Consider the following 23,548-nt stretch of genomic DNA (forward strand, 5'->3'; position numbering starts at 1 on the left):
CAGCGATGAAATTCCCCCATTTCTTCATCGAGCGCCCGATATTCGCGGCGGTCCTGTCGATCCTGATCGTGGTGTTCGGGATCGTCGCCTATCCAACCCTGCCGGTGGCGCAATATCCCGAGATCGCGCCGCCCACCGTGGTGGTTACCGCCAGCTATCCCGGCGCGACCGCCGAGACGCTGTCGGAAACTGTCGCTGCGCCGCTCGAATCCGCCATCAACGGCGTCGAGGACATGATCTACATGTCCTCCTCGGCCACCGGTGACGGTTCGCTGTCGATCACCGTCACGTTCCGCCAGGGCGTCGATGTCGATCAAGCGCAGGTGCTGGTGCAAAACCGTGTCGCCCAGGCCGAGCCGCGCCTGCCCGATCAGACGCGCCAGATCGGCGTCACCGTGCTCAAGAACTCGCCCGACATCCTGCTGGTCATCGCCTTGACCTCGCCGGATGGCTCGCTCAGCGAGCAATATGTCTCCAACTATGCGACGACGCAGGTCATCGATCGGCTCGCGCGTATCCCCGGCGTCGGTGGCGTGCGCTCGTTTGGCGGGCGTGACTATAATATGCGCGTGTGGATCGATCCCGATCTCGCCGCGTCGCGCAACCTGACGGTCGACGAGATCACCGCCGCGATCCGTGCGCAAAACGCGCAGGTCGCTGCCGGTTCGGTCGGGCAACCGCCGTTCAACACCGGCGGCAGTGCGTTCCAGCTTGGCGTGCAGACGCAGGGCCGCCTGACCAATCCCGACGAGTTTGGTGAGATCATCATCAAGCGGGACGATCAAGGGCGCCTCACGCGCCTGCGCGATGTCGCGCGGATCGAGCTTGGCGCGCAGGATTACAGCATCAATGCGCGGCTGCACGGCAGGCCGGCGACCATGCTCGGCATCACCCAGTTGCCCGGCTCCAACGCGCTCAGCACGGCGGAAGCGATCAGCAAGGAAATCGCCCAGGCCTCGAAGAGCTTCCCCGCGGGCATGAAGTACGAGATTCCGTACAACCCAACGGAATATATCGATGCCTCGATCTCGGCGGTCGAGCATACCTTGGTTGAGGCGATCATCCTCGTCGCGCTCGTCGTGCTGCTGTTCATCCAGAGCTGGCGTGCGGCGTTGATCCCGATCGTCGCCATCCCGGTGGCGCTGATCGGCAGCATGGCGTTCCTCGCCGCGTTCGGCTTCTCGCTCAACAATTTGTCGTTGTTTGGCCTAGTGCTGGCGGTGGGTATCGTCGTTGATGACGCGATCGTCGTGGTCGAGAATATCGAGCGCTTGATGGAGGAAAAGGGCCTCAGTCCCCGCGATGCGGCGCATGAGACGATGGACGAAGTGTCCGGCGCGCTGATCGCGATCGCCCTGGTGCTGTGCGGCGTGTTCATCCCGACCGCGTTCATCCCGGGCATTTCCGGCCAGTTCTACAAGCAGTTCGCGCTGACCATCGTCGCCGCCTCGGCGATCTCGGCCTTCGTGTCGCTCACCCTGTCGCCGGCGCTGTCGGCGATGATCCTCAAGCCCAAGCATGGCGATGTCGAACCACGGCGCGGCGTGCGCGGCTGGCCGACGCGCTTCGCACGTGGCTTCAACCGCGGGTTCGAACGGGTTGGCAATCGCTACGGCAAGTTCACCGCCCGGGCGATGCGCATGCTGGCGATCGTCGGCATCGCTTATGTCGCCTTGATCGCGCTGGCCGGCTGGCGCTTCAACGAGACCCCCAGAGGCTTCATCCCGGCGCAGGATCAGGGCTATCTGATCGTCGTCGCGCAATTGCCGCCCGGCTCGTCGCTGCAGCGCACGACCGAGTTGATGCAGGAAGCGACCAAGAAGGTGCTGCCGATGGACGGCGTGCTCAATACGGTTGCCTTCGCCGGGCTCGACGGCGCGACCTTCTCCACCGCGCCCAACGCCGCGGCGATGTTCGTGACGCTGAAACCGCATGGCACGCGTGGCACCGACGTCGAAATCGCCCAGCAATTGCGCGAGAAGTTCGCTTCGCTGCCGGGCGGTAACCTGCTCGTCATCCCGCCACCCCCGGTGGCCGGCATCGGCACCGGCGGCGGGTTCAAGATGATGATCGAGGATCGGCAGAATCTCGGCTACAAGGCGCTCGAAGGCGCGGCGTTCGCCATGATGATGCAGGCCAATCAAGCGCCGGGCCTGACCAGCGTGTTCACCACCTTCAACACGCGCACGCCGCGGCTCTATGCCGATATCGATCGCGAACGCGCCGAACAGCTCGGCGTGCCCGTCTCGAATGTGTTCGCCACGCTCGGCACCTATCTCGGCTCGTCCTATATCAACGACTTCAACTTCCTCGGACGGACCTACCGCGTGACGGCGCAGGCCGATGCGCCGTATCGCGATCAGCCAAGCGATATCGGCCATCTGCGCACGCGCTCGGCCTCGGGCGCGATGGTGCCGCTCGATGCCGTGATGACCTTGAAGGACGATAGCGGGCCGTACCGCGTGGTGCGCTACAACCTCTATCCCTCGGCCGAATTGCAGGGCGATACGCTGCCCGGCTTCTCGACCGGGCAGAGCCTGCAGACCATGGCGGCTTTGGCCACCAAGGTGTTGCCCAAGGGCATGAGTTTCGAATGGACCGAGCTGGCGTTCCAGCAGGAGCAGGCGGGCAATACCGCGGCAGTGGCCTTTGCGCTGGCGGTGCTGTTCGTCTTCCTGCTGCTGGCGGCCAACTATGAAAGCCTGGTGCTGCCGCTGGCGGTGATCCTGATCGTGCCGATGTGTCTGCTCGCGGCCATCCTTGGCGTGAACCTGATGGGCATGGACAACAACATCCTGACGCAGATCGGGTTGATCGTGCTGATCGCCTTGGCGGCCAAGAACGCGATCCTGATCGTCGAGTTCGCCCGCCAGAACGAACTCAACGGCATGGACATGTACAAGGCGGCGGAACATGCCGCCGAACAGCGCCTGCGCCCGATCGTGATGACCTCGATCGCCTTCATCCTCGGCGTGTTGCCGCTGGTGATCGGCGCCGGGCCGGGCTCGGAAATGCGCAAGGCGCTTGGCGTCGCCGTGTTCTTCGGCATGATCGGCGTCACCACCTTCGGCCTGCTGTTCACGCCGAGCTTCTACATCATCAGCCGCCGCTTCGGCGACTGGACGGCCAGCAAGCTGCGCCGGAAGAGGTCTAATGATGCCCCCGTCGATCCCAATGCGCCGCCCCCGATCGCGTCCGATCATCAGGTAGTACCGGTATGAACAAGCTCCCCTCCCTGATCCCGACCCTCGCCTCGGCGCTCGCGCTGTCGGCCTGCGTCGTCGGGCCGAATTATGTGAAGCCGTCCACCCCGGCGAGCACGCCGGACACGGCGGCGTTCGCCGAGGCGGCCAGGACCAATGCGGTCAGCGCCTCGGCGCTGCCGGCCAATTGGTGGCGGCTGTACCAGGATCCGGTGCTCGACCGGCTGGTGACTGAGGCGCTGGCCCATAATACGGACATTCGTGTCGCTGCCGCCAATCTCGCCCGGGCGCGGGCTGTGTTGTCCGAACAGCGCAGCGCGCGGCTGCCGACCACGGATCTCAGCGCGCAGGGCACCTATGGCCGTACCGGCTTGGGCTCGCTTGGCGCGGCGAATTCGGGCGCGGCTGGGGCGTCGGGCGTGGATGCAGTGACCAGTGACTTCTATTCGCTCGGTTTCGACGCCGGGTACGAGGTCGATTTGTTCGGTGGTATCACCCGCGCGATCCAGGCCGCGCGCGGCGATACCGCCGCCGCTGCTGCGCAGCTCGATGCCGCGCGCGTCTCGGTCGCCGCGGAAACCGCGCGGGCCTATGCGACTGCGTGCAGCAATGCCGCGCAACGCGCGGTGGCGATCGAGACGGTCGGCCTGCAGCAGCGCACGCTGCAACTGACCACCACCCTGTTTGACGCCGGCCGCGGCACGCGTCGCGATGTCGAGCGGGCGGACGTGCTGCTCGCGCAGACCCAGGCGACGATCCCCGGCTTCGAAGCCGAACGCCGCGCCTCGCTCTATGCGCTGGCGACGATGACCGGCCGTGCGCCGGCGGAGATCGATGCCCAGGCCGATCTGTGCAAGGCGCCGCCGCGCGTCCGCACGATCATCCCGACCGGCGATGGCGCGGCCTTGCTCGCCCGTCGCCCGGACGTGCGCGCGGCGGAGCGCACGTTGGCGGCGGATACGGCGCGCGTCGGCGTGGCCACGGCCGATCTGTATCCCTCGATCCGCTTGCTCGGCGGCGTCAGCTTCGGGGGCACCTCGCCGGGCGACGCGCTGTCGTCGAAGGGCTTCTCCTATTCGCTCGGCCCGCTGATCTCGTGGAACTTCCCCAACATGACCGCCGCGCGCGCCCGTGTGCGCCAGGCCGAGGCGGGGTCGGACGCAAGCTTGGCGCGGTTCGATGGCGTCGTGCTGACCGCGCTGCGCGAAGTGGAGCAGGCGCTGGCGCGCTATGCCGGTGCGCTGGATCGTAACGCAGCGCTGGTGCGCGCCGAACGATCGAGCAGCTCGGCGGCGAAATTGTCTAAGCTGCGCTTCGATTACGGCGCGGACAGTTTCCTGCTGCTGATCGACGCCGAACGCGACCGCGCCAGTGCGCGCGCCGCGCTGGCGCAATCGGATGCGGCGGTGGCGGATGCGCAAATCAGCCTGTTCAAGGCATTGGGCGGCGGCTGGGAAGACGCGCCTGTGCCGACGCGGCGCGACCCGGCCGGGGTGGCGACGGCGCTCTGAGGGCCGCGCTGCCGTCACCGTACTCCTGCGAAAGCAGGATCCCAGGGTTCCGAACGCGGCGCTCGTGATCCTGGGCCCCTGCTTTCGCAGGGGAACACGAGCGGCTACAGGGCGACTGAGACGGCTGCCGAACCAAGCCCGGTAACAGGCAGGGATGGGCGACGGCCGCAGGAGCCGACGATGACCAGACCCCGCCGCAGCGCGCTCTACATGCCCGCCTCCAACGCCCGCGCGATTGAAAAAGCGCGGTCGCTCGACTGCGACGTCGTCATCCTCGATCTCGAAGACGCCGTCGCGCCGGACCTCAAATCGGCCGCCCGCGATGCTGCCGTAGCGGCAATAGGACAGGGCGGCTTCGGCGCCCGCGAACTGGTCGTCCGCGTCAACGGCCTCGACACCCCCTGGGGCGCGGCGGACCGCGCCGCGCTCGCTACGGCCCGCCCCGACGCCATCCTGCTGCCCAAAATTTCCACCCCCGCCGATCTCGCCGCCGCTCGCGCTGCGGTCGGCAGCGATGTGCCGCTGTGGGCGATGATCGAAACTTGCGCTGCAATCCTCAACCTCGGCGCGCTGTCCGCCGCTGCGGGCGCGCACGGCCTGACTTGCCTGATCGCCGGCACCAACGATCTCGCCAAGGAAATGCGCTGCCGCCCCGACGCCGCGCGCACGCCGCTGCTCCCGGCGCTGGCGCTGATCGTCACCGCCGCCCGCGCCGCCGGCATCACCGCGCTCGATGCCGTGTGCAACGTGCTAGAGGATGGCCCGCTGCTCGCCGCCGAGTGCGCGCAGGGCGCGATGTTCGGCTTCGATGGCAAGAGCTTGATCCACCCCGCCCAGATCGCCGCGGCCAACCGCGCGTTCGGCGCAAGCGAGCAGCAGCGCGACTGGGCCCGTGCGGTCGTTGCCGCTTTCGCGCTGCCGGAAAATGCCGACAAGGGCGCAATCCGGGTCGATGGCGAGATGATCGAGCGGCTGCACCTTGCCGAGGCCGAGCGATTGCTCGGCTAGAGCATGATGAGATTCCCCTGACCCATCACCCCGGACTTGTTCCGGGGTCCACGGCGCCGTGAAATCAACGGCTTATGAGGATGCTGCACGGTGGACCCCGGAACGAGTCCGGGGTGACGAATGGTTATCTTAAGGTCCCGCTTACGCAGCGGTGACGGGACAAAGCTTGGCGCGTTCGAGCGCCAAACCACTCAGCCGAAAAAGAAGCCCACCAGCAATTTCACGTTGAGCACGATCACCACCGCCGCGATGCCCCACGCCGCAAGCTTCAGCCATAACGGATTGGCGAACACGCCCATCTGTGCGGTATCGCCGGTGAAGCGTACCAGCGGCACGATGGCGAACGGCAATTGCAGGCTCAGCACGACCTGGCTCAGCACGAGCAATTGCGTTGCGCCTTCGCCGCCGTTGATGCCCACCACGATCACCGCCGGGATGATCGCCAGCAGCCGGGTCACCATGCGTCGCAACCACAAGGGCAGGCGCAGGTTGAGAAAGCCCTCGGCCACGATCTGCCCTGCCAGCGTCCCCGTAATGGTGGAATTCTGCCCTGAGGCCAGCAGCGCCACGGCAAACACCACGCTCGCCGCGCCTGCCCCCAGGGTCGGCGTCAACAGCTGATAGGCTTGGTCGATATCCGCCACATCGGTGCGCCCGTTCACATGGAAGGCGGCAGCGGCGAGGATCAGGATCGAGGCGTTGATGAACAACGCGAGGAACAAGGCGATGGTGCTGTCGATCGTCGCATGGCGCACCGCGTCGCGCTTGCCCGCCTCGTCCTGGTCGAACGCGCGGGTCTGCACGATCGAGCTGTGCAGATACAGGTTATGCGGCATCACCGTCGCGCCGAGGATGCCGATCGCGATATACAGCATCGCCGGATTGGTGATCACTTCCGCGCGGGGGATGAGGCCCCCGGCGATCGCCGCGATGCTCGGCTGCGCGATCGCGAGCTCGAACGCGAAACAGCCGGCGATCACCACCAGCAGCGCGACGATGAATGCCTCCAGCTTACGGAAGCCGAAACGTTGCAGCGCGAGAATCAGCATCACGTCGAACGCGGTGAGGCACACGCCGGCCACCAGCGGCATGCCGAAGAGCAATTGCAGCGCGATCGCCGTGCCCAGCACTTCGGCCAAGTCGCAGGCGATGATCGCCAGTTCGCACAATACCCACAGCGCGAAGTTCACCCGGCGCCCGTAATTGGCGCGGCATGCCTGGGCGAGATCGAGCCCGGTGACGATGCCAAGCTTGGCCGACAAGGATTGCAGCACCATCGCCATGATGTTCGAAATCAGGATGACCGATAGCAGGGTGTAACCGAAGGCCGATCCGCCGGCGAGGTCGGTCGCCCAATTGCCCGGATCCATATAGCCGACCGCGACCATGTAGCCGGGGCCGGCAAACGCGCCGATCTTGCCCCAGAATCGCCCCTTGCCGATCGGCACCTTCACCGTGCGGTAGCTTTCCACCAGCGAGGGGCGGCGCTCTTCTGGCATCGCACCGGTGACGGCGGAGGAGGGCGGCGGCGGCATGCATCGTCCTTTCCGCAGGATCACGGTGAGGTCAACCAAACTAGTGCTTGTACGAGGTGTTCCGGCCTAGCGGCGGATCATATCACTTTCATGTCGCTGCCATAATGGTGCCAGGTGAAGATCGCCGCGGCGCCGCGATGCGGGCGCCACGCCTCGGCCAGTTCACGCGTCAGTTTCTCCGACGGGCGCGTCTCATGGCCAAGGATGCGGCCGATCTCGATCTGCACCGCCAGGTCGCCGGCCGGCCAGATATCGCCGCGTCCTTCCGCAAACAGCAGATAGACTTCCGCCGACCAGCGCCCGATGCCTTTGACCGCGACCAGGGCGGCGATCGCCGCTTCGTCGTCGTCCGGCAGGTTGGCGAGATCCAACTGCCCGCTCGTGACCTGCTCGGCCAGGCTGCGCGCATAGCTCGATTTCTGCCGCGACAGGCCCGCGGCGCGCAATTGCGCGTCGCTGGCGCGGGCGATGGTGCCGGGATCGCCGAGATCGCCGACCATGGCTTCCAGCTTGAGCCACACCGCCTGCGCGCTCTGCGTGCTGACCTGCTGGCCGATGATCGTGCGCAGCAAGGTGGCATGGCCGCGTGGATTGATCCGCGGCGCGGGATAGCCGACGCGCGTGACCGCCGCGGCGAAGGCGGGTTCGATCGCGCTCAGCGCTTCGATCGATGTGCGAAGTTGGTCGGCGCTCAGGCCCATGCGGGTTACTCTTGATACGGGCGGCGCGGCGCGGCATGGCGGCGCGAGCACCGAAGGAGAATATGATGCCCAAGCTTATCGTCGTGACGCGCGCAGGGGAAGAACGCGAGATCGCTGGCGAGGCGGGCCTGTCGGTGATGGAAGTGATTCGGGATGCCGGGATCGACGAGATCCTGGCGCTGTGCGGCGGTTGCTGCAGTTGCGCCACCTGCCACATCCATGTCGACCCGGAATTTGCCGCCAAACTGCCGGCAATGAGCGAGGACGAGAATGATCTGCTCGAATCGTCGAGCGAGCGCGACGAAAATTCCCGTCTGTCGTGCCAGATCGACATGACCGACGCGCTCGACGGCCTGCGCGTCACGATCGCCGCAGAGGATTGAGCTTCGCTCGCACCTGCTTCTTCTAAGCCCTCTCCCGCTCTTCGCGGGAGAGGGTTGGGTGAGGGTCTTCTTTCTTCTATCTTGCGCGCGCCATGCCGCCAGTGCGCCGCCAGATCAGCCGCCACGCTGCCCGGCTTCGCCGCGAGCGGACCGAGGTGGAGGATCGCTTCTGGCAAGCGGTGCGGAACCGACAGCTCGATGGGTTCAAGTTCAGGTTCCAGCATTCGATCGGTCCGTTCGTGGCCGACTTTGCGTGCCTGGAGGCGATGCTGATCGTCGAATTGGACGGTGGTCAGCATTCCGCAGAGGCGGATGCAAGACGAACGGCCTATCTCGAACGCGCCGGATTCGAGGTGCTGCGCTTCTGGAACAGCGACGTGATCGAGAATTTGGAAGGGGTGGCTCAGGTCGTACACGCAGCGCTATTACGGCGCTTGGCTAAGGATAAGTAGAAGAAGACCCTCCCCCACCCTCTCCCGCAAGCGGGAGAGGGCTTAGAAGAAGCGTGAAAGCCGTTCAGCCGGTCCGGGTGGCAATCGCATACAGCGCGATCGCCGCCGCGTTCGATACGTTCAAACTCTCGACCTTCTCCGAGATCGGCAGCTTGGCCAGTTCGTCGCAATGCGCCGCCGTATTCTGCCGCATGCCTTCGCCCTCTGCGCCCAGCACCAGCGCGACACGCTGCTGCCCCATCGCTTCGCTCAGCGTCTGCGTCGCCTCGCCGGTCATGCCCACGCGCCAAAACCCCGCCTCGGCGATCTCCTCCAGCGCGCGGGCGAGATTGACCACGCGGACCCATGGCACGACTTCCAGCGCGCCCGAGGCGGCGCGTGCGATCGTGCCCGATTCGGGCGGTGCATGGCGATCCGGCGTGATGATGCCGAGCGCGTTGAATGCTGCTGCGGAGCGCAGGATCGCGCCGACATTATGCGGATCGGTGACCTGGTCGAGGATCACCAACGGGCGCTGGTCGCCCTCGCCCTGCTGCAGCAGATCGCCGAGCCAGATATCCTCGAGCGGATCGACTTCGATCACCAGCCCCTGGTGCGGCGCATCGCCCGGCACCAGTCGCGCCAGATCGGTAACCTCGGCAAACACGACCGGGATGGTCGAGGGGATGACGAACCCGGCCAGCGCCTCGCGCGTCGCCCACACTTTGCGCACGACACGCTCGGGATTCTCCAGCGCGGCGCTGACCGCATGGCGGCCCCAGAAGCGTGGGCGGCCGGCAGGGGCCTGGGAGGGGCGTTGTCCGCGACGGGCCATGGGTGTTCTCATTCTCGTCACCCCAGCGCAGGCTGGGGTCTCTGTGCCGCGGGCCTAGCGCGCGCCTCGCCGAGATGCCAGCTTTCGCTGGCATGACGGTCACAGGCTCAATCGTCGTCGACGCTATAGGCGAACGGGTCGGTCACTACCGGCTTGGTCGGCAGCGGGGGCCGCGCGAGCGGCTTGTCCATATTGGCGGCATTGGCCAGGAACGAGGCGAGGATGATCGATCCCTGGCGCATATCGTCGCCCTTCAAATGATCGAACGTGTCGACATTCGAATGATGCACGCGGCTGTCGTAATCGAGCGGATCCTGGATGAACTGGAACCCCTGTACGCCGACCGCCTGCATGAACACATGGTCGGTGCCGTCGGTCTTCTGCACCACCACGTCGGTGGCGCCCATCGACGCGAACGGCGCGAGCCACTCGCGGAAGGTCGGGATGAGCGCCTGGTTGTTCTCGACATAGATGCCGCGCACCTTGCCTGAGCCATTGTCGAGATTGAAATAGGCCGCGAGATCGCCGTAACCGGGCTTGGGCGTAATCGGCCAGCGATTACCCCAGCCATAATAGCGCGCCATGCCGGTCTGCACCGGATCGCCGGGGGAGCCGCGCGAGACGAGATGCTGCTCGATATAGGCGAGGCTGCCGAGGATGCCCTGCTCCTCGCCGGCCCATAAAGCGAAGCGGATCGTGCGCTTCGGGCGGATGCCGCTCGCTTTCAGGATGCGCGCCGCTTCCATGATCATCGCGGTGCCGGCGCCATTGTCGGCCGCGCCGTCGCCCGCGACCCAGGAATCGAGGTGCGCGCCAGCCATGACATAGCCTGCCTTGGGATCGCTGCCGGGAATGTCGGCGATGATGTTGTAGGCCTTGGTGTCGCGGTCGTCGAAGGCGACCTGGCTGTCGATCTCCAGCACCGGCGCGGGGCCGATCTTGGCCAGCCGGGTGAGCCGGCGATAATCCTCCGCGGCGATCTGTACGCCAGGCAGCGGCATCGTCTCGCCCACGCCGAACAGATAGCCCTCGCCGTGCACCAGCTTGCCGTCGCGATACGACATCGTGGCATAGGCCAACGCGCCTTCGCTCTTGAGAAACGCGCCGAGCTTCTTGGTATAATCGACGCGCTTGAGCTGCCGCTCGATCGCCACCGGGTCATAGCTGGGCTGCTCGTAGCGATCGAGCTTGGCCAGGTCCTCGGCGGAATAGCGTTGGAATGGCACTTCCTTCGGCTCACTGCCGGTGCCGGGCAAAGTGATCAGCACGATCTTGCCCTTCAACTGCCCACGATATTTGTCGAAATCGCGCTCGCGCTTCATCGGCGCGACGACCACGGGGGCGCTGATCGTGCCCTCGGTGCCCCCGTTCATCGTCGAGGGCGTCCAGGCGATCGGGATTGCGGTCAGCTCGATCGCACGCGGCGTCACCATGCGCACGCGCGACGACACGATCGACCAGCCGCGGCCGAACTCGAACCCTTCCTTGTGGACGTTCTTCAGTCCCCATTCGCCGAATTTACGCTGCGTCCACTCCTCTGCCACGCGCATCGACGGCGAATTGGTCAGTCGCGGGCCGATCACGTCAGCGAGATGTTCGGCAGTCAGCATCACCTCGCTGCGCGTCGTGCCCTCGTCGATGATCCGCGACACTTGATTGCGATCCACCGTCTGCGCCGCGGCCGGCATGATCATTGAAACGGCGACACTGGCGGCGAGCAAGGATAAGCGCATGAGACCCCTTATTTTTCGTCTGCAACAATATTACCCACGCTATTCGTCACCCAAGGGGCGCGCAAGCGTTGACAGGGGGGGCTGCGCTTGGCAGGGGACCGCCTCGCTTTTCAGCGCCCATCTGGACAGGTGGCCGAGTGGTTAAAGGCAGCAGACTGTAAATCTGCCCGTGCAAGCGTACGCTGGTTCGAATCCAGCCCTGTCCACCAACTCTAAACGGCGGTTTTCCGCCGTTTTTTGTTACCCTCGGTTCTCGGAACCGCCGTTGGCGCAAATTCGGTTCCCTACTCACGAATCGCACGGTTTTCTGGGCTTTACCGGCTAGTACCGGCACGTCCGCGGTACATGCCGCGTACACGCCGGTACATGCTCGAAGCGATCGCAAGCTATTAAGCCCCAAGGGTAGGGAGCCGTACTCTCAAGCGCGGTAGCCCATCGGGTCAGCGACGAAATCGCCGATATCGCTTTCATACCAAGCGACCATCTTGGGACCGATCTGTCGGCGCGGCGGAAACGTGCCCGCTGCTTCGCGACGATAGACCGTTGCCGTTGACATGCCGGTACGCTGGCGCACGTCGGCAATGCGCAACAGGGTGTCCGTCCGCCGGTCTTTCATTGCCCGCTCTCCGATCATAATTCTTTTTGCCCTTCCATGCCTGAAACCGGCCCGCCTTTCGACGAGCCGGGTGCAGCGTTAGCCGATCACTACGCCGCCAAGGCGGGAGCCTTCGCGCAGCGTATACTCGTACCAGCCGTTAGGGAGGATGCCGACGCGCCGATGAACGCAGCGCGTGCGCCGGATGCGATCACGGTGCGGGAGGCGAGCTTCCGGCACATCGTCTTCATGGCCCTCCTCAGCTTCGCCCCGTTCTTCAGCCCCGAAGTCTTCCTCGGGATCGAAGCCGGCGGGGTTGTCCTCCACGCTGGTGTCGGGGTCGTCGTCCTCATCATCCTCCAGCGCCTGTAGGCCGTCAGGACGCATCAGCGACTGCTCGGCGCCGCGCGTGGTCTTGTGACGCCCCCGGGTGTGCCACTCCGTATAGGACACGTCACCCATAGCGTCGGCGTCGGGCTCGTCATCGCCGCCGTCCTCAAGGTCGATATCGCCCTGCAGAGCGTCCATGAAAGCGATCAGGCCCTCGATCGTGTCACCGATCTCACGATAAGCGCTGCGGTGGCCCAGCGCCGCCGGCAGATCGAATATGGGCATCTGCGTGCCCGCTGTGATTATGCGAAGTTCAAGCATTGCCTGCCTCCCGCCGCACGATCCACAGATCAATCTTGCGCACCGTCTTGGGTTGCGGTTGCCGCCCGTTGCGCAGGTCGAATATCAGGCGGGAATCGTTGGCGATCAGACGGCCTATCGCGCTTGGTGAAACGCCGGACGCGCGAATTAACCGCTCGATCCGATCAAGCCGCGTGCCGCCCGATGGCAGCATGATGGCGCGTGGCGAAATCTGCCTGGAGGGCGGATTGCTCCTGTATGTTTGCATGTTTCGTACTCACTGGTTTCGGCCTCTGACAGCCTAATTTCAGGTGACGGACCTGGAGCCGGGAGAGTCAGAGCCTGCCAGTGAGACAGGTGGAGCGATTTTACCCGAAGGCTCTTGCATGGCGCCCCGCTCCCGACATAGAAGGTCGGTGAGCTGTGGACGCCAATCCACGCTCGATCGGATTGCCCGCCAAGGCTATCCGGTTCGGCGGTTGGACCCTCGCCAAAGGGCCTCACCACCTATCACTGATCCGGGCTCTGACACCCAACGGGCAACATGCCCTCATCCAGAATCAAGCGCAAGCCATCCTCCGCCAAGGGGATCGCTTTCGCGCGTGTGGCGTGTACGGTGTGCAAATGGGCCCCGAAAAAACTTTGCCATTTCGAACTGCAGTCCCAATTTTGGCGGTAGGTGGGTCTGTTCTTGTCTTCGGCCTGTCACCTCTTCTCCGTTTCGCCGACCCGGTACAGATCTGGATCGCGGCCATCGTGATCGCCATCGTATTGACGATGAATCTGGCGCAGGAAAAGGCACGCGGCCAATTGGGCTTGGTGCTGTCGATCCAAATCGTTGGGTACGCGGCTGTTGGCATTGCCGTTTGGTGGGCGAGTGACTGGACGGCGTCGTCCGGCGCGAATGACCGGCGCTGCATAGCAATTCAACGCGACATGCTCTCCGCGAAACCGTTGCGGGACGACGGGCCTGACCTGTTCCAAGCGCTTGGCTGCCGCCCTCAAGGAGAGGGCAGCGTTTATCGCGAGCCGTCTTATGCTGAGCTGGTCGCAGCCGGCCGAATTAGCCCCGCGGCGGCGCGCAAGGTCGCTAAGTGATCCCTGCGTCGATCAGCGTCCCCCGCAGCCCCGCCGGCTATTTTCGTCCGAACATGCAGCAATTTGCGGTCCCGGTGCGGTGCCAGAATCTCAAGGAGGACACCGATGGGGGAAGCAAAGCAGCGTAGGCTCGATGCGGTGCCGACGGTCTACCACCACACCAGCACTTTGCGCACTAACCTGCTGTGGATGTCTGGTGTTATCGAGGTGGAGGGCAAAGGCGGCGCCGCGCTACACCCAAATTTCGGCAAGATTGAGCTCAACGCCAACCTGCGCCGAAGGATGAACGATTTCCCTCCGCTGGCGTGGTTCACGACTCAAGTTAGCGTACCGAACTGCATCTTGAAGGCGGGGATCCAGTTTTACGACAAGACTACCGGCGAGCCGCGCGATCTACCCGTCGATCCCAGACTGCCTAATGCTGTCGCGCTCCAGCGCGTGGCTATCGGCTTTCCGATCGCCGATATCCCTGTTCTGCCTTGGAAGGATCATCCGGGCTACGCGACGACTGAAGGCGTTGATCTGAACGAGAGCGCGCGGGACGCGGGTGACAGCCCCGATGATTGGTATGTCTCCGATGTGCCTGTCGATTTGCTAGCGGCTTCCGAATTTTGGGCAGCGCGCTCAATCATGAACCCCAAGATGGTCCGCCAGCCAGACTACCTTCCTGACCTCAAACGCATGGTGCGCGCATGTCGGGACACGCCGGGAGTGTTCATCCCACCTAGTTGGCTGACGCCGGCACAGGCTGCTGCATTGGCGAAGCGCATGGGCGTGGAGACGCGTTCAGCAAGCGAGCCGTTGAACTGACCCCGGGATCAACCAGTCTAGGCAACAGCGCGATGGATGACGAGAGGACGGCAGTTACTCGACGGTGGGGCAAATGGTCGCAGCCTGGCGTTCCACATTCAGGCTGGGTTTGCGTAGAAGAGTACGACGCGTGCGAGGATAGCGGTGACGACATGATCACCTGCCAAATGTGCGAGACTACAGAATGCCGATTCGTGCACGTCATGGAGCACGAGAGCTGGCCAGATCGGCTGCACTGCGGCTGCGTGTGCTCAGCGCACATGGCCAACGATCGCGTTGCGGCCGATACTCGCGATAAGCGGATGCGTTCGCGCGCGCAGAGGAGGGCGAAATTCGCGACCCGGAAAGGATGGCGCGTCAGCCAAGCGCTCGGAACCCCCTATTTAAACACTGAGGGCTACCACCTCATCATCGCAAAAAAGGCAGACGGTAGATATCAGGTCGGGGCTAAGTCGCCAATCGACCAAAGACATTTGTGGGGTCAACGTCGATTCGACACCATCGAGGCGGCCAAGACCGGGTGCTTTGATGCGCTCGAGTTTATGAAGCAGGAATATGCTCGCCGCACGGCGAAGCGGCAGGGAGAAGATCGTGACTGATATTCCGCTTATCGACGCCAATATTCTTTGGACGCCGGCCAATGCGACAGGGCGATTCCCCGCCTTGCGCGGTACCCTCGCTGTTGAACATCGCAGCGAGTCCGCCGAGACGACGTTATACAGCAAGCATCGGGTCAAGGTGGGTGCCTGCTTGATGTGGAAAAGATTTACCGCAGACGAGCGGATGCTTGAGCTGATGCGATACGTCCAGATGATGACCGTGAGAGACGGTTTGTCGCCCCGGGCCGTGCACGAGGGGTTAGCAGTTATTCCAGAATACCGGCGATCTATGTCGCGCTGGGTGGAAGAGTGGCAAGACGAGTTTGCGGAATTCGAGCAGTGAGCGACCGAATGATCGAAACCGGCGAAACCGTTGAAGGCCTCGTTAAGGGTGTAGCGATCTTCTGCACTGTAATACCTGATGATTAAACTCGGCAGCTCGCCGCTCGTGTCACTTTACGACCGCGTGACCCGCGCGATCGAAAAACAGCGTTCGATCCAGATGACCCGCGATGAACTCGATTGGCTAATCGTCTCAGGCGCCTACGCTCGCCTGCTGGAGGCTGTCGCGAAACAGGCCTTTGAGGAATCCAAAAAGCGTATTGAGGAGCGGGGCGGGGACATCGGGTTTTTGGCCGAGCTTCACGATTACCCTTCGCGGCGAAAGACCTCCGACTCCTCCGACCCCGAATAACTTGGCCAGCCGCGAGCCCAACCAATGCGAACTCTCTCCCGTGAGCGTCTGTACGAAATGGTTTGGGATGTCCCGATTTCGAAGCTGGCGCTGGATCTAGGGGTATCCGACTATTGGTTGCGAAAAGCGTGCGCCACCGCCGAGATACCGTTGCCGGGCCTCTCCTATTGGGGCCGGCGGCGACACGGTCAACATCCAGATAGGCCCCCTCTCGGCGAGCCGTCCGCCGATAGGGGCGGGGATGTGATCGTCGGGAAGCCCGGGGTGCTACGTGCGCCCGGGCCACGGCAGCCAGTTTCATCAGCAGTGCTGGAGAAAATGCGCCGCGCCGTGGGACGAACGATGGCCATCGCACGGTCCTTTTCAGCCGTGAACGAGTGGGGCTGCGTTCGGATCGAGGACCCCAACGCGTTTGCACTGCGGACGCCGCCAGCCAGCTTTGACAGAGTAGAACAGCTGCTCAATTTCATCGCCGAGGCGATGATCAAGAGAGGCCACGAGGCTCGCTCTGGCGAACAGGGCTTGGTGTTCATTGTCGATAGCGAAGCGATCGCATTCTGCATCGTCCACCCAATGCGACGACGGCCGCATGTCTCGACACCGGAAGAACGGGCTAATGAGCAAAAGCGACAGGCCGAACTCGGTTGGCGGGTGGTAATGTTGCTAGGCGGGTCAGGGATTCCGCAATGGGATTACGAGCCTGGCCCCGAGATGGTTGTCGAAATCGGGGGTGACCGCCGATTGGGTCCGGCACATCGGATTCGAGATACCCGACAGCGACGACTGGAGGAACGGATCGACGATATCGCGAACGTGTTTGAGGCTCACGCCGGCTCGCTTAAAACTCGTCGAGAGCAACAGAAGGTCGCTTCCGAGGACGCGCGCTTGGCGGCGATCGACCGCGTTGCCGCGGCCGAGCGAGCCAAGCTTGAAATGAAGCGTAAGGCATATCTCGATCAGAAGCTCCTACAGCACGACGAAAGCGTTCGGATCGAACGGATGCTAGCAACTATCGCGGGGCTTGGCGGCGCGTCGGACGTGACCGTCGCCCGGTTCGTGGAATGGACAACCGCCCATCTAGCGATAGCGCGGGCTGCTTTCGCTGCTGAGGCGATCCGCCGCGAGATATCCGAGCTGTTTTCTGACGATGGCGAAGAATAAAGCCCTGACCGCCCTACGTGTTAGGACGAAGTCGGCGGCGACGTTGCGAATCGCCCCGACCGCGCGCACGATGCGCGCATGACCGACCGACCTACAGAAGATCAGCTATACGAGCTCGATCGCGCGCTGCTCGACGAGCACGGCCCCTCCTACATCGAGACGATTTGCAGCTTTGCGGCGGGAATGCGTGCGGAGGGCCGCGACGCGGACGCTGACGACGCAATGAAACAGTGCGATCGCATGCGCGCGATCCTGCTGCCCGATCGAGAGCTGCTAGCGCATTATGCTGCAACTGAGGGCAAGCCAGGCGAGCCGGTCGCAGATGCACTTAGCACCGAAATCCATCGGCGCGGGCTCGATGTGTAACCGGGCGCGGATGCTCGGTGAGCCCGAAACGATCATCGAGCATTTCAAGGCCGGCTGGATTACCGGTAAGCCGATGGACAACCGGTTCAACCCCGTAGAGCTGCGACCTAAGGCGCGGGCCTATGTCATTCGCCAGCACGAAGGCAGGCGGGGGCTTGATGCCATGGCCTGGGACGTGCTTGGCGGCGCTGCGCCATGGCCCATGACGAACGTGCGTAATCTGGCGCTGTCGCAATGGAAGGCGCTGGCATCGAAGCCAGAGCAGCGATGCCTCGTGCCGCTGACTGAGTTCTGCGAATGGACGCCGGACGTGCACGATCTTGGCGATGGTAAGAAGCCGCTCAGGGGTGAGATGTGGTTTCAGGTTACCGACCAGCCAATCTTCGCCGTTGCCGGTTTCTGGCAGCACACCAAGGACGGCAGCGGCTTTACGATGGTGACGTGCGATCCGAACGAACTTGTCGCCCCGATCCATCCCAAGGCGATGATCACCGTCCTGCATCCCGACGATCACGAACGCTGGTTGACCGGCAGTTATGATGACGTGGTCGCGCTACAGCGTCCCTACCCGGCCGCCCAGATGACAGTGCGGGGGCCAGTGTTCCCGACGCGGCAGCCGAAACTGATCTGATGGCAGCACGGCGTGGCGAGGCCTGGAACGACGAAGACAACGCCCTGCTGCTTAGCATGGCGCAAGACGGCGTGGGCGTGCCCAAGATCGCACGAACGCTGGAGCGCTCTCAAGCCGCTATCCGCTCTCGCGCGCTTGCCAGGCAGATCAAGGTCGCTCCGCGTTGAGCGTGCCCACGTTTGCTGATCTGCGCGACACGCTGGTACAGTTCCTTGTCGGCGCCGCAGGTGGCGACGACGATCGGTGGCGCGAGGCCGTTGGCGAGGTGGAGAAGCTATCGTTCGCGTTCAACATCAAGTCGAACTGGGCGATCCATCCCGCCGGCACTCCAAGCGAGATGGCGACGATCGCCAAGGCGGCCGAGGTAGTCCGGACGGCCCACCCCTATGTATCAGGATAGTCCGCGCTAACCCTTTCGGTCCAGGGCGTCCCCTGCGGGGGATGCAAAGCCGTGCGTCGACAGATCCCAGAGGATAAGCCCGGCGGCATCTGTGACGACCACGCTCCAGGGCTTGCTACCCCAAAAGTTCTTCGGGTCGTCATTCAGCAATTGACCGCAGGTTTTGATCGCCTGCGCACGCGCTTCTTGCGGACCGTCTAGCTCAACACCGATGTCGTCTGTGTCGCGCGAGTCAGTTTGAACGTGGAAAAAATAGCGGGGCATAGAGAGACTTCCGTCGGCGGGCGGGAGCAAGCACACTCTCAGTCGTCAAAGCCCAACACGATGGTAACGATGGAGCTGCTTAGCCTTCATCCGCGAGGTCGTACTAGATTTCGATCAGTCAGGCTTGCAGGGTGAATGGCGCCGTGTCCGAACTGGCGACGATCGCGAAGGCAGTGGAGATCGTACGGGCGGCCCGAAGGCCGCCCTTCGAGTTATCCGTCGGCTTCTTCGAGATGACTGATCACCGAACTCGCCCAACGCAATTGACGCACAGGCGTCCCGCTACCGTGCTTCTTTCCCGTATCCTGCATGACGCCGCCGGCAGCTTTGCCGGCCTCGGTAGGCTCGTAATAGACGTGGCCCTTGCCATCTCGGAACGACGCCTGAAGCCCAAGTAGGCAGAGCTTGAGGTTAACAGCCTGCGGCGTGCCCAAGCCAAATCGCCGCGCGATGTCAGTTGGCGATAGCAGCGCCTCGTTCTGGGGCGCGGTGAGGTGCGTCTGCCCCATAAGGCCAAGCATGTCGACGCCTGTAAGCATCGCTGTCGCCCGGTTCGCCGACAGTGTTGCCTGGTTGCCGTTCAGGCCCATCAGCCGAGCAAGCCGGAGATAATGCGCCATCTGCAATCTGCTCTCGCGCGCAACGTCGATCCTCGGTCCGGTTGAAATGCCCGGCATCTTAGCGCGCCGCTCGCACTCGATGAAATAGCGGCGCGCTTCCTTCCCCTTCGCGTTGCGCTCAACCATCGACAGTTCTTTGGCCATGTCCAGGGTGAGTGCGTATTCCTTCGCGCGGCGGCCTCCTGTGCTTTCGCTCAAATATGAGCAAAAGTCCGCGCCGTCCTGAAACGCATAATCGGCGATGCGCCGAGCGATCCAATCTTTGAAATCCGTTCCGACACCAAGGAAGGTGTGGAGCCGACGCGCGTCTATCGTCTCAACCGGCGTTGCGCCGATCTTGCGCTTCTCCAGCACGAGATCGGTCACCATCTGTATTTGAAGTGCCCCGCTGTTGGGGGTATGGGATAGCTCGGGCATGAGTAAGATGCCTTTCCACGGTATTGTGGGCGGCAGTTCGAACCAGCCGCCGCCCTACGCTGGGGACGAGCGGCCGGAAGGGTGCCCTAGACAAGCTATTCCCTTCCGGCCGTCCACGGCGCTGGAGATCCCCGCACCGATTACCATCGCCCAGTGAGCGCGGCGGAAAGCTGATCGACTCATGCCGCCGGCACCTCAGCTGTCAAGCCGCGCGAACCGGGTACAATAAGTCGCTCCTGCAAGGGTATAGTGCCGAGTTGAGTCGCACTACATCCGCTTGCGGTGAACCGAGTACAACATGTCCGAATGAGCCGGTTACCGCCGTCAAATGGCGTGCCAGCAATTTGGGATTTGTTGATGCTGCGGAATCGATCATGATCACGGCCCAACGCTCGATGGCGGAGCCGCCCTGTGGGGCGAAGATCAGCAGTGATGATTAATACACCCCCCGACAGCAATGCTGCCCCAGGGTGCGGTCCCGAACTCAACATGGGAAGAGTACAGAATTCTTAGGGTATGGCAAGTGGCTCAAAACACGCCCAAGCCGCATGAAGCTATGCGATCGGCCATGCCTCGATCGCCAGCTGACGCTTATCGTCACAGGCTTTCAGATCCGCCCGCCCATCGCGGATCGTGCCCTCGCTATCGGCGCTGTTGGCCGATCCGTCAGCCTGGCGGCGCGCCGGCGTCGGCAGGCACGGTTCCAGCGCTGCCGCCGGCGGGGGCGGGATTTGCGGCAAAGAGCTCACGATCGAAGGCGTCGATCCCAGACACGCGGTCAGGAGCAAGGCACAGCACGCGGCCAGCAGGTGTTTCAGCATAGGTCCTCACGGTATCGGTTGAGCGAAGGATGATCGGCTCGCGATCGGCAAGCCGGCCTGCATAGTTATCGGCCGCTATCGCCAGCTGGCCCTTGAACCCGGCCTCGGCTTTGGCAACGTCTCGCTCGCCGATTGCTTTGTCGGTCGCGCGCGCGGCGCGCTCGATGCGCAGATCAGCCCGGGCGTCCGCCAACTGTTCCCGCATGAACAGCAACACCACGACTAGCCCGACCCACCAGTAGCGCTTCAGTAGCGCCAGGCCTGCCGCCCAAGTCACGCTTCGTTCTTCGACACCGGGGCGCCAGCGGCGTTGAGTTGCACCGGCTTGCCAATCACCGGCACGCCCTTAGGCCAGCGCCGGGCGATGCACCGCGATTTTTCCAGCCGCATGATGCTGACGCGATCGCCCTGGTTGCCGCCCAGCACATGATAGTGCGTGCGGTCCTCGCCGACATAGAAGGCAACGTGCCCGCCGCCCTCGCGATCGAAAACCATGATGGCGCCGGGTGCCAGTGTCGATGCCCGCAGTTTACTGCCCCAGTCGGCCCACGCCTTGGCGCGGACGCCCACCTTCATCGCGCCGAGGTTGATCCCAGCCGCGCGCAGGGAGTTGGCAACGAACAGGCCACACCACGGTACGCTGTCGGCATTGTAGGCGATGCCCAGCACCTTGATGCCGAGCAGCTTCGCCCAACCAAGGATCGTCACATTGCTCGCCGCCCCCGCCGCCTCGCGGGTGCCGAGAAGCGTCCGGGCATGTCGAAGCCACGCCGGCTCTGGTGACGCCGTCATATTATTTCTCCGTGTGAACAAAGGGAAGAGCCCGTGCGTACGAGCACTGGCAGACGCTTTCCCGACCCTAGCGTTTGCCGCGTGCCACGGCCCGCCTGACACTCCCCCCGTCAGGCGGGCCGCTTTCGAACTATTTTCGCCGCGAGCAGCGTGCCAGTTCCGAGATCCGATTGAGCCGCGCCCATGTCTCGACCGGGTATCGCTGACGCGCGACGTTGAAGAGCATCGAACCCTTGTACGTGAACGTCGCCAGCGCCAGCAGCACGCCCATCCCGGTCGCGCCGGGCGGGATCGTCGCAGCCTCGCCGCTCAGCCATACCGTCAGAAAGCGCAGGCCAGCGAAGATTAGCACCGCGGCGAACATGAAATACACGTTCAGCAGCCAGCGCGGCGCCTGCGGATAGTTCGGCACATTCGGCTCGAGTAGGAAGTGCCTCACCAGCCCGCAAAGGCCGGCGAGCAGGTAAAGGCTTCCTGCCCAGAACGAGTTGGTCAGCGGATTCATGGCTTTTTGCCTCCGAGTTGAAAGGCGTCCGCCCACCCGGTCATCTTGCGGACAAAGATCGGGACCAGCGGGTTCGCCGCCAGCCCCATGGCGACGGCCAACGGGTAGGGTTCCGGGTTGACCAGGAAGGGCCAACGATGGCCGAGCATCGGCACGATCATCGGCGCGATGATGGCGCCGGTGAACACCGAGAAGGTCAGCACGGCTGACGCGAAACGCGTAGGCGGATCGGTCTGGATTGCGGCGAGGTACACCGGAAATCCGTAGATCAGCGCACCGGCCGCGCCGAAGAGGTAGAGGAGCGCGTCACCCATGTGATGTAATCCTAACTGCAGTTCTTGGCTGGCGGTGCCAGCACGACCACCCCCAGATGGTCGATACAGCACAGGTTCTCTTTGAGCTGGCCGATGTAGCCGCCGCCTGCCCAGACGATTCCAGCCAGCACCACGGCGAGTGAGATCGCGGGAATGAAATCGAGCCATCTGGCCCGCGGCGCCGCTGGCACTGTCATGGGCTGATCCTTCCTGGTCGCATATCGAGAGGAGAAGCAGCCAGTTGCCTGATTAAAATCTTGCTCTATCAAGCGACGGCGCGTGCTCGAAAAACCCGGGGGGGCTTAGAATTGAAACAGAGATACCACACGCTCGACGCAATTCGCGGCGTCGCGGCGTTCTGTGTCGTCATGCTCCACGGGTCTGGTTGGTTCGGGCCGCTCAAGGCGAGCGGCGGTTATCTGGCCGTCGACCTGTTTTTCGCGCTTTCCGGCTTCATCATCGCTGACGTCTACGAGCCGCGTTTCGCCGCCGGGCTCACTGCCCGCGCCTTCATCTGGCAGCGCGCCGTGCGGTTTTGGCCGCTCTACATGTTGGGTACGCTGATCGGCTTGTTCGTCGCAGTAATCGCGACCCCTTCCTGGTGGCTTGCACCCCAAGCGGCCGGCGCCACGCTGTTCTTGCCATCCGGCGCCACGCATCTCTACCCGCTGAACAAAGTTGCCTGGTCACTCGGGCTCGAATTGCTGGCTAATCTGGTGTTCGTGCTGGTGTGGCGCTCGGCGACGGTCCGCAATCTATTGATCGTGATCGGCCTCTCTGCGGTGGTCCTGGTCCTCGTGGCATTGAGGGACGGTAATCTCGAAGGCGGCTTCGCCCTTGCCACGCTCGACACCGGGTTGGCGCGGGTCACCTTCTCCTTCTCGCTGGGGGTGCTGCTGTACCGACTTCTCCCGCGGCTGCGCCACATACCGTTCCCCGCCTGGATACTCGTCCTGCTTCCGTATCCGTTAATGCTCCGCAGCTTTGGACCGTTGTACGACTTGGCGCTCGTGATGATCGCCTTTCCGATCCTTCTTTTGCTGGCGGCAAAGAACCAGATCCGGTCTGGCGTTTGGCTCGCCAGCGGGCTTGGGCTTGCATCCTACGCCCTGTACGCGGTGCACAAGCCGCTGACTTCGTTGATCGATAACGCTGCGGAACATGTCGGCATCAACCTTAGCGAGTACGCAGTGTGGAGCGGCCTCGTACTCGGCGCGGCCTTCCTGCTCGGCTCGTGGATACTAGGAACGTTCGACGACAAGCTCCAAGATCATTTGAAGAAGCGGCGTGCTGCCAAAGCTAACGCTGTTCCAGCTTCGCGGCTGTTCGAACTTTCCCCGCGTTGACCGATCCGCCCGAGGCAGTCTTGACCGCCACGTTTGCCGCTGCTGCGGCTAGGCCCATCAGCCTCCCCTCCATAGTGTCAGAGATTGAGCGAAATTAATGTAGATTAATAAGCCAATTCAATGACGTGCGATAGCCGGTGGCCAA

General features: G+C 63.6%; 29 protein-coding genes and 1 tRNA gene. 16 read left to right on the forward strand and 14 right to left on the reverse strand.

Features of this window, described 5'->3' with window-relative positions:
- Positions 1–5 precede the first annotated feature (5 nt).
- From U1739_RS19140 to U1739_RS19150, 3 genes are all read left to right on the forward strand, one after another.
- Positions 6–3,221, forward strand: a complete 3,216-nt coding sequence (locus tag U1739_RS19140) for an efflux RND transporter permease subunit (RefSeq protein WP_332710196.1) — start codon at positions 6–8, stop codon at positions 3,219–3,221.
- A complete protein-coding gene (locus U1739_RS19145; protein WP_332710197.1) occupies positions 3,218–4,714 on the forward strand; it encodes an efflux transporter outer membrane subunit in 1,497 nt (498 codons plus the stop codon). Before U1739_RS19140 ends, U1739_RS19145 begins: the two co-directional genes overlap by 4 nt.
- Before the next feature lie 180 nt (positions 4,715–4,894).
- A complete protein-coding gene (locus tag U1739_RS19150) occupies positions 4,895–5,722 on the forward strand; it encodes an HpcH/HpaI aldolase/citrate lyase family protein (RefSeq protein ID WP_332710198.1) in 828 nt (275 codons plus the stop codon).
- A gap of 191 nt (positions 5,723–5,913) precedes the next feature.
- Here the strand turns inward: U1739_RS19150 and U1739_RS19155 are convergent, their stop codons facing one another.
- Positions 5,914–7,257, reverse strand: a complete 1,344-nt coding sequence (locus tag U1739_RS19155) for an Nramp family divalent metal transporter (RefSeq protein ID WP_332710199.1) — start codon at positions 7,255–7,257, stop codon at positions 5,914–5,916.
- Between the two features lie 77 nt (positions 7,258–7,334).
- Positions 7,335–7,958 (reverse strand): DNA-3-methyladenine glycosylase family protein, encoded by a 624-nt coding sequence (locus U1739_RS19160; protein ID WP_332710200.1) that lies wholly within the window; start codon positions 7,956–7,958, stop codon positions 7,335–7,337.
- 65 nt (positions 7,959–8,023) lie between these two features.
- Between U1739_RS19160 and U1739_RS19165 the strand changes: the two genes are divergently transcribed.
- Together U1739_RS19165 and U1739_RS19170 are read left to right on the forward strand one after the other, a co-directional pair.
- Positions 8,024–8,341 (forward strand): 2Fe-2S iron-sulfur cluster-binding protein, encoded by a 318-nt coding sequence (locus U1739_RS19165; protein WP_332710201.1) that lies wholly within the window; start codon positions 8,024–8,026, stop codon positions 8,339–8,341.
- A 92-nt stretch (positions 8,342–8,433) separates the two neighbouring features.
- The gene (locus U1739_RS19170; RefSeq protein WP_332710202.1) at positions 8,434–8,793 is read left to right on the forward strand and encodes an endonuclease domain-containing protein; all 360 of its coding nucleotides are present in this window, start codon (positions 8,434–8,436) and stop codon (positions 8,791–8,793) included.
- 64 nt (positions 8,794–8,857) lie between these two features.
- Here U1739_RS19170 and rlmB read toward each other — a convergent pair whose 3' ends face one another.
- Positions 8,858–9,607, reverse strand: coding sequence for a 23S rRNA (guanosine(2251)-2'-O)-methyltransferase RlmB (gene rlmB / locus U1739_RS19175; RefSeq protein ID WP_332710203.1), 750 nt, complete (start codon positions 9,605–9,607; stop codon positions 8,858–8,860).
- A gap of 107 nt (positions 9,608–9,714) precedes the next feature.
- The gene (locus U1739_RS19180) at positions 9,715–11,340 is read right to left on the reverse strand and encodes a M20/M25/M40 family metallo-hydrolase (RefSeq protein WP_332710204.1); all 1,626 of its coding nucleotides are present in this window, start codon (positions 11,338–11,340) and stop codon (positions 9,715–9,717) included.
- 123 nt (positions 11,341–11,463) lie between these two features.
- Here U1739_RS19180 and U1739_RS19185 point away from each other — a divergent pair.
- Positions 11,464–11,549 (forward strand) — tRNA-Tyr (locus tag U1739_RS19185).
- A 209-nt stretch (positions 11,550–11,758) separates the two neighbouring features.
- On the opposite strand, the gene U1739_RS19190 is transcribed toward U1739_RS19185, so the two are convergent.
- From U1739_RS19190 to U1739_RS19200, 3 genes are all read right to left on the reverse strand, one after another.
- A complete protein-coding gene (locus tag U1739_RS19190) occupies positions 11,759–11,956 on the reverse strand; it encodes a helix-turn-helix transcriptional regulator (RefSeq protein WP_332710205.1) in 198 nt (65 codons plus the stop codon).
- A gap of 78 nt (positions 11,957–12,034) precedes the next feature.
- On the reverse strand, positions 12,035–12,586 hold the full coding sequence (locus U1739_RS19195) for a hypothetical protein (protein ID WP_332710206.1): 552 nt from the start codon (positions 12,584–12,586) through the stop codon (positions 12,035–12,037).
- Positions 12,579–12,833, reverse strand: coding sequence for a hypothetical protein (locus U1739_RS19200; RefSeq protein ID WP_332710207.1), 255 nt, complete (start codon positions 12,831–12,833; stop codon positions 12,579–12,581). The genes U1739_RS19195 and U1739_RS19200 overlap by 8 nt, the downstream gene beginning before the upstream one ends.
- 155 nt (positions 12,834–12,988) lie before the next feature.
- Between U1739_RS19200 and U1739_RS19205 the strand changes: the two genes are divergently transcribed.
- The 9 genes from U1739_RS19205 (at position 12,989) to U1739_RS19245 (ending at position 18,324) form a co-directional block, all read left to right on the forward strand.
- A complete protein-coding gene (locus U1739_RS19205; protein WP_332710208.1) occupies positions 12,989–13,663 on the forward strand; it encodes a hypothetical protein in 675 nt (224 codons plus the stop codon).
- 105 nt (positions 13,664–13,768) lie between these two features.
- Positions 13,769–14,473 (forward strand): hypothetical protein, encoded by a 705-nt coding sequence (locus tag U1739_RS19210; protein ID WP_332710209.1) that lies wholly within the window; start codon positions 13,769–13,771, stop codon positions 14,471–14,473.
- A gap of 260 nt (positions 14,474–14,733) precedes the next feature.
- Positions 14,734–15,072: a hypothetical protein gene (locus U1739_RS19215; protein WP_332710210.1), complete on the forward strand. Its 339-nt coding sequence runs from the start codon at positions 14,734–14,736 to the stop codon at positions 15,070–15,072.
- Complete coding sequence (locus tag U1739_RS19220) at positions 15,065–15,415, forward strand: hypothetical protein (RefSeq protein ID WP_332710211.1); 351 nt, start codon at positions 15,065–15,067, stop codon at positions 15,413–15,415. The genes U1739_RS19215 and U1739_RS19220 overlap by 8 nt, the downstream gene beginning before the upstream one ends.
- A gap of 78 nt (positions 15,416–15,493) precedes the next feature.
- Positions 15,494–15,766, forward strand: coding sequence for a hypothetical protein (locus tag U1739_RS19225; protein WP_332710212.1), 273 nt, complete (start codon positions 15,494–15,496; stop codon positions 15,764–15,766).
- A gap of 342 nt (positions 15,767–16,108) precedes the next feature.
- The gene (locus U1739_RS19230) at positions 16,109–16,927 is read left to right on the forward strand and encodes a hypothetical protein (RefSeq protein ID WP_332710213.1); all 819 of its coding nucleotides are present in this window, start codon (positions 16,109–16,111) and stop codon (positions 16,925–16,927) included.
- A gap of 78 nt (positions 16,928–17,005) precedes the next feature.
- Entirely contained in the window at positions 17,006–17,293 is a 288-nt protein-coding gene (locus U1739_RS19235) for a hypothetical protein (protein WP_332710214.1), read from the forward strand.
- Entirely contained in the window at positions 17,286–17,924 is a 639-nt protein-coding gene (locus U1739_RS19240) for an SOS response-associated peptidase (RefSeq protein ID WP_332710284.1), read from the forward strand. Before U1739_RS19235 ends, U1739_RS19240 begins: the two co-directional genes overlap by 8 nt.
- 169 nt (positions 17,925–18,093) lie before the next feature.
- Positions 18,094–18,324 (forward strand): hypothetical protein, encoded by a 231-nt coding sequence (locus U1739_RS19245; RefSeq protein WP_332710215.1) that lies wholly within the window; start codon positions 18,094–18,096, stop codon positions 18,322–18,324.
- 6 nt (positions 18,325–18,330) lie between these two features.
- On the opposite strand, the gene U1739_RS19250 is transcribed toward U1739_RS19245, so the two are convergent.
- The 7 genes from U1739_RS19250 to U1739_RS19280 form a co-directional block, all read right to left on the reverse strand.
- Positions 18,331–18,588, reverse strand: coding sequence for a DUF6894 family protein (locus tag U1739_RS19250; protein WP_332710216.1), 258 nt, complete (start codon positions 18,586–18,588; stop codon positions 18,331–18,333).
- Between the two features lie 212 nt (positions 18,589–18,800).
- Entirely contained in the window at positions 18,801–19,577 is a 777-nt protein-coding gene (locus U1739_RS19255; protein ID WP_332710217.1) for an antA/AntB antirepressor family protein, read from the reverse strand.
- A gap of 714 nt (positions 19,578–20,291) precedes the next feature.
- The gene (locus tag U1739_RS19260; RefSeq protein ID WP_332710218.1) at positions 20,292–20,723 is read right to left on the reverse strand and encodes a hypothetical protein; all 432 of its coding nucleotides are present in this window, start codon (positions 20,721–20,723) and stop codon (positions 20,292–20,294) included.
- Positions 20,720–21,238 (reverse strand): TIGR02594 family protein, encoded by a 519-nt coding sequence (locus U1739_RS19265; RefSeq protein ID WP_332710219.1) that lies wholly within the window; start codon positions 21,236–21,238, stop codon positions 20,720–20,722. The genes U1739_RS19260 and U1739_RS19265 overlap by 4 nt, the downstream gene beginning before the upstream one ends.
- Before the next feature lie 130 nt (positions 21,239–21,368).
- On the reverse strand, positions 21,369–21,743 hold the full coding sequence (locus tag U1739_RS19270; RefSeq protein WP_332710220.1) for a hypothetical protein: 375 nt from the start codon (positions 21,741–21,743) through the stop codon (positions 21,369–21,371).
- Positions 21,740–22,057, reverse strand: a complete 318-nt coding sequence (locus U1739_RS19275; protein WP_332710221.1) for a hypothetical protein — start codon at positions 22,055–22,057, stop codon at positions 21,740–21,742. The genes U1739_RS19270 and U1739_RS19275 overlap by 4 nt, the downstream gene beginning before the upstream one ends.
- Positions 22,058–22,068: 11 nt before the next feature.
- Complete coding sequence (locus U1739_RS19280) at positions 22,069–22,254, reverse strand: hypothetical protein (protein WP_332710222.1); 186 nt, start codon at positions 22,252–22,254, stop codon at positions 22,069–22,071.
- Positions 22,255–22,365: 111 nt separating this feature from the next.
- Between U1739_RS19280 and U1739_RS19285 the strand changes: the two genes are divergently transcribed.
- Positions 22,366–23,403 (forward strand): acyltransferase family protein, encoded by a 1,038-nt coding sequence (locus tag U1739_RS19285; protein ID WP_332710223.1) that lies wholly within the window; start codon positions 22,366–22,368, stop codon positions 23,401–23,403.
- Positions 23,404–23,548: the final 145 nt, after the last annotated feature.

This window comes from Parasphingomonas puruogangriensis (assembly GCF_036663635.1).
Taxonomy (GTDB): domain Bacteria; phylum Pseudomonadota; class Alphaproteobacteria; order Sphingomonadales; family Sphingomonadaceae; genus Sphingomonas.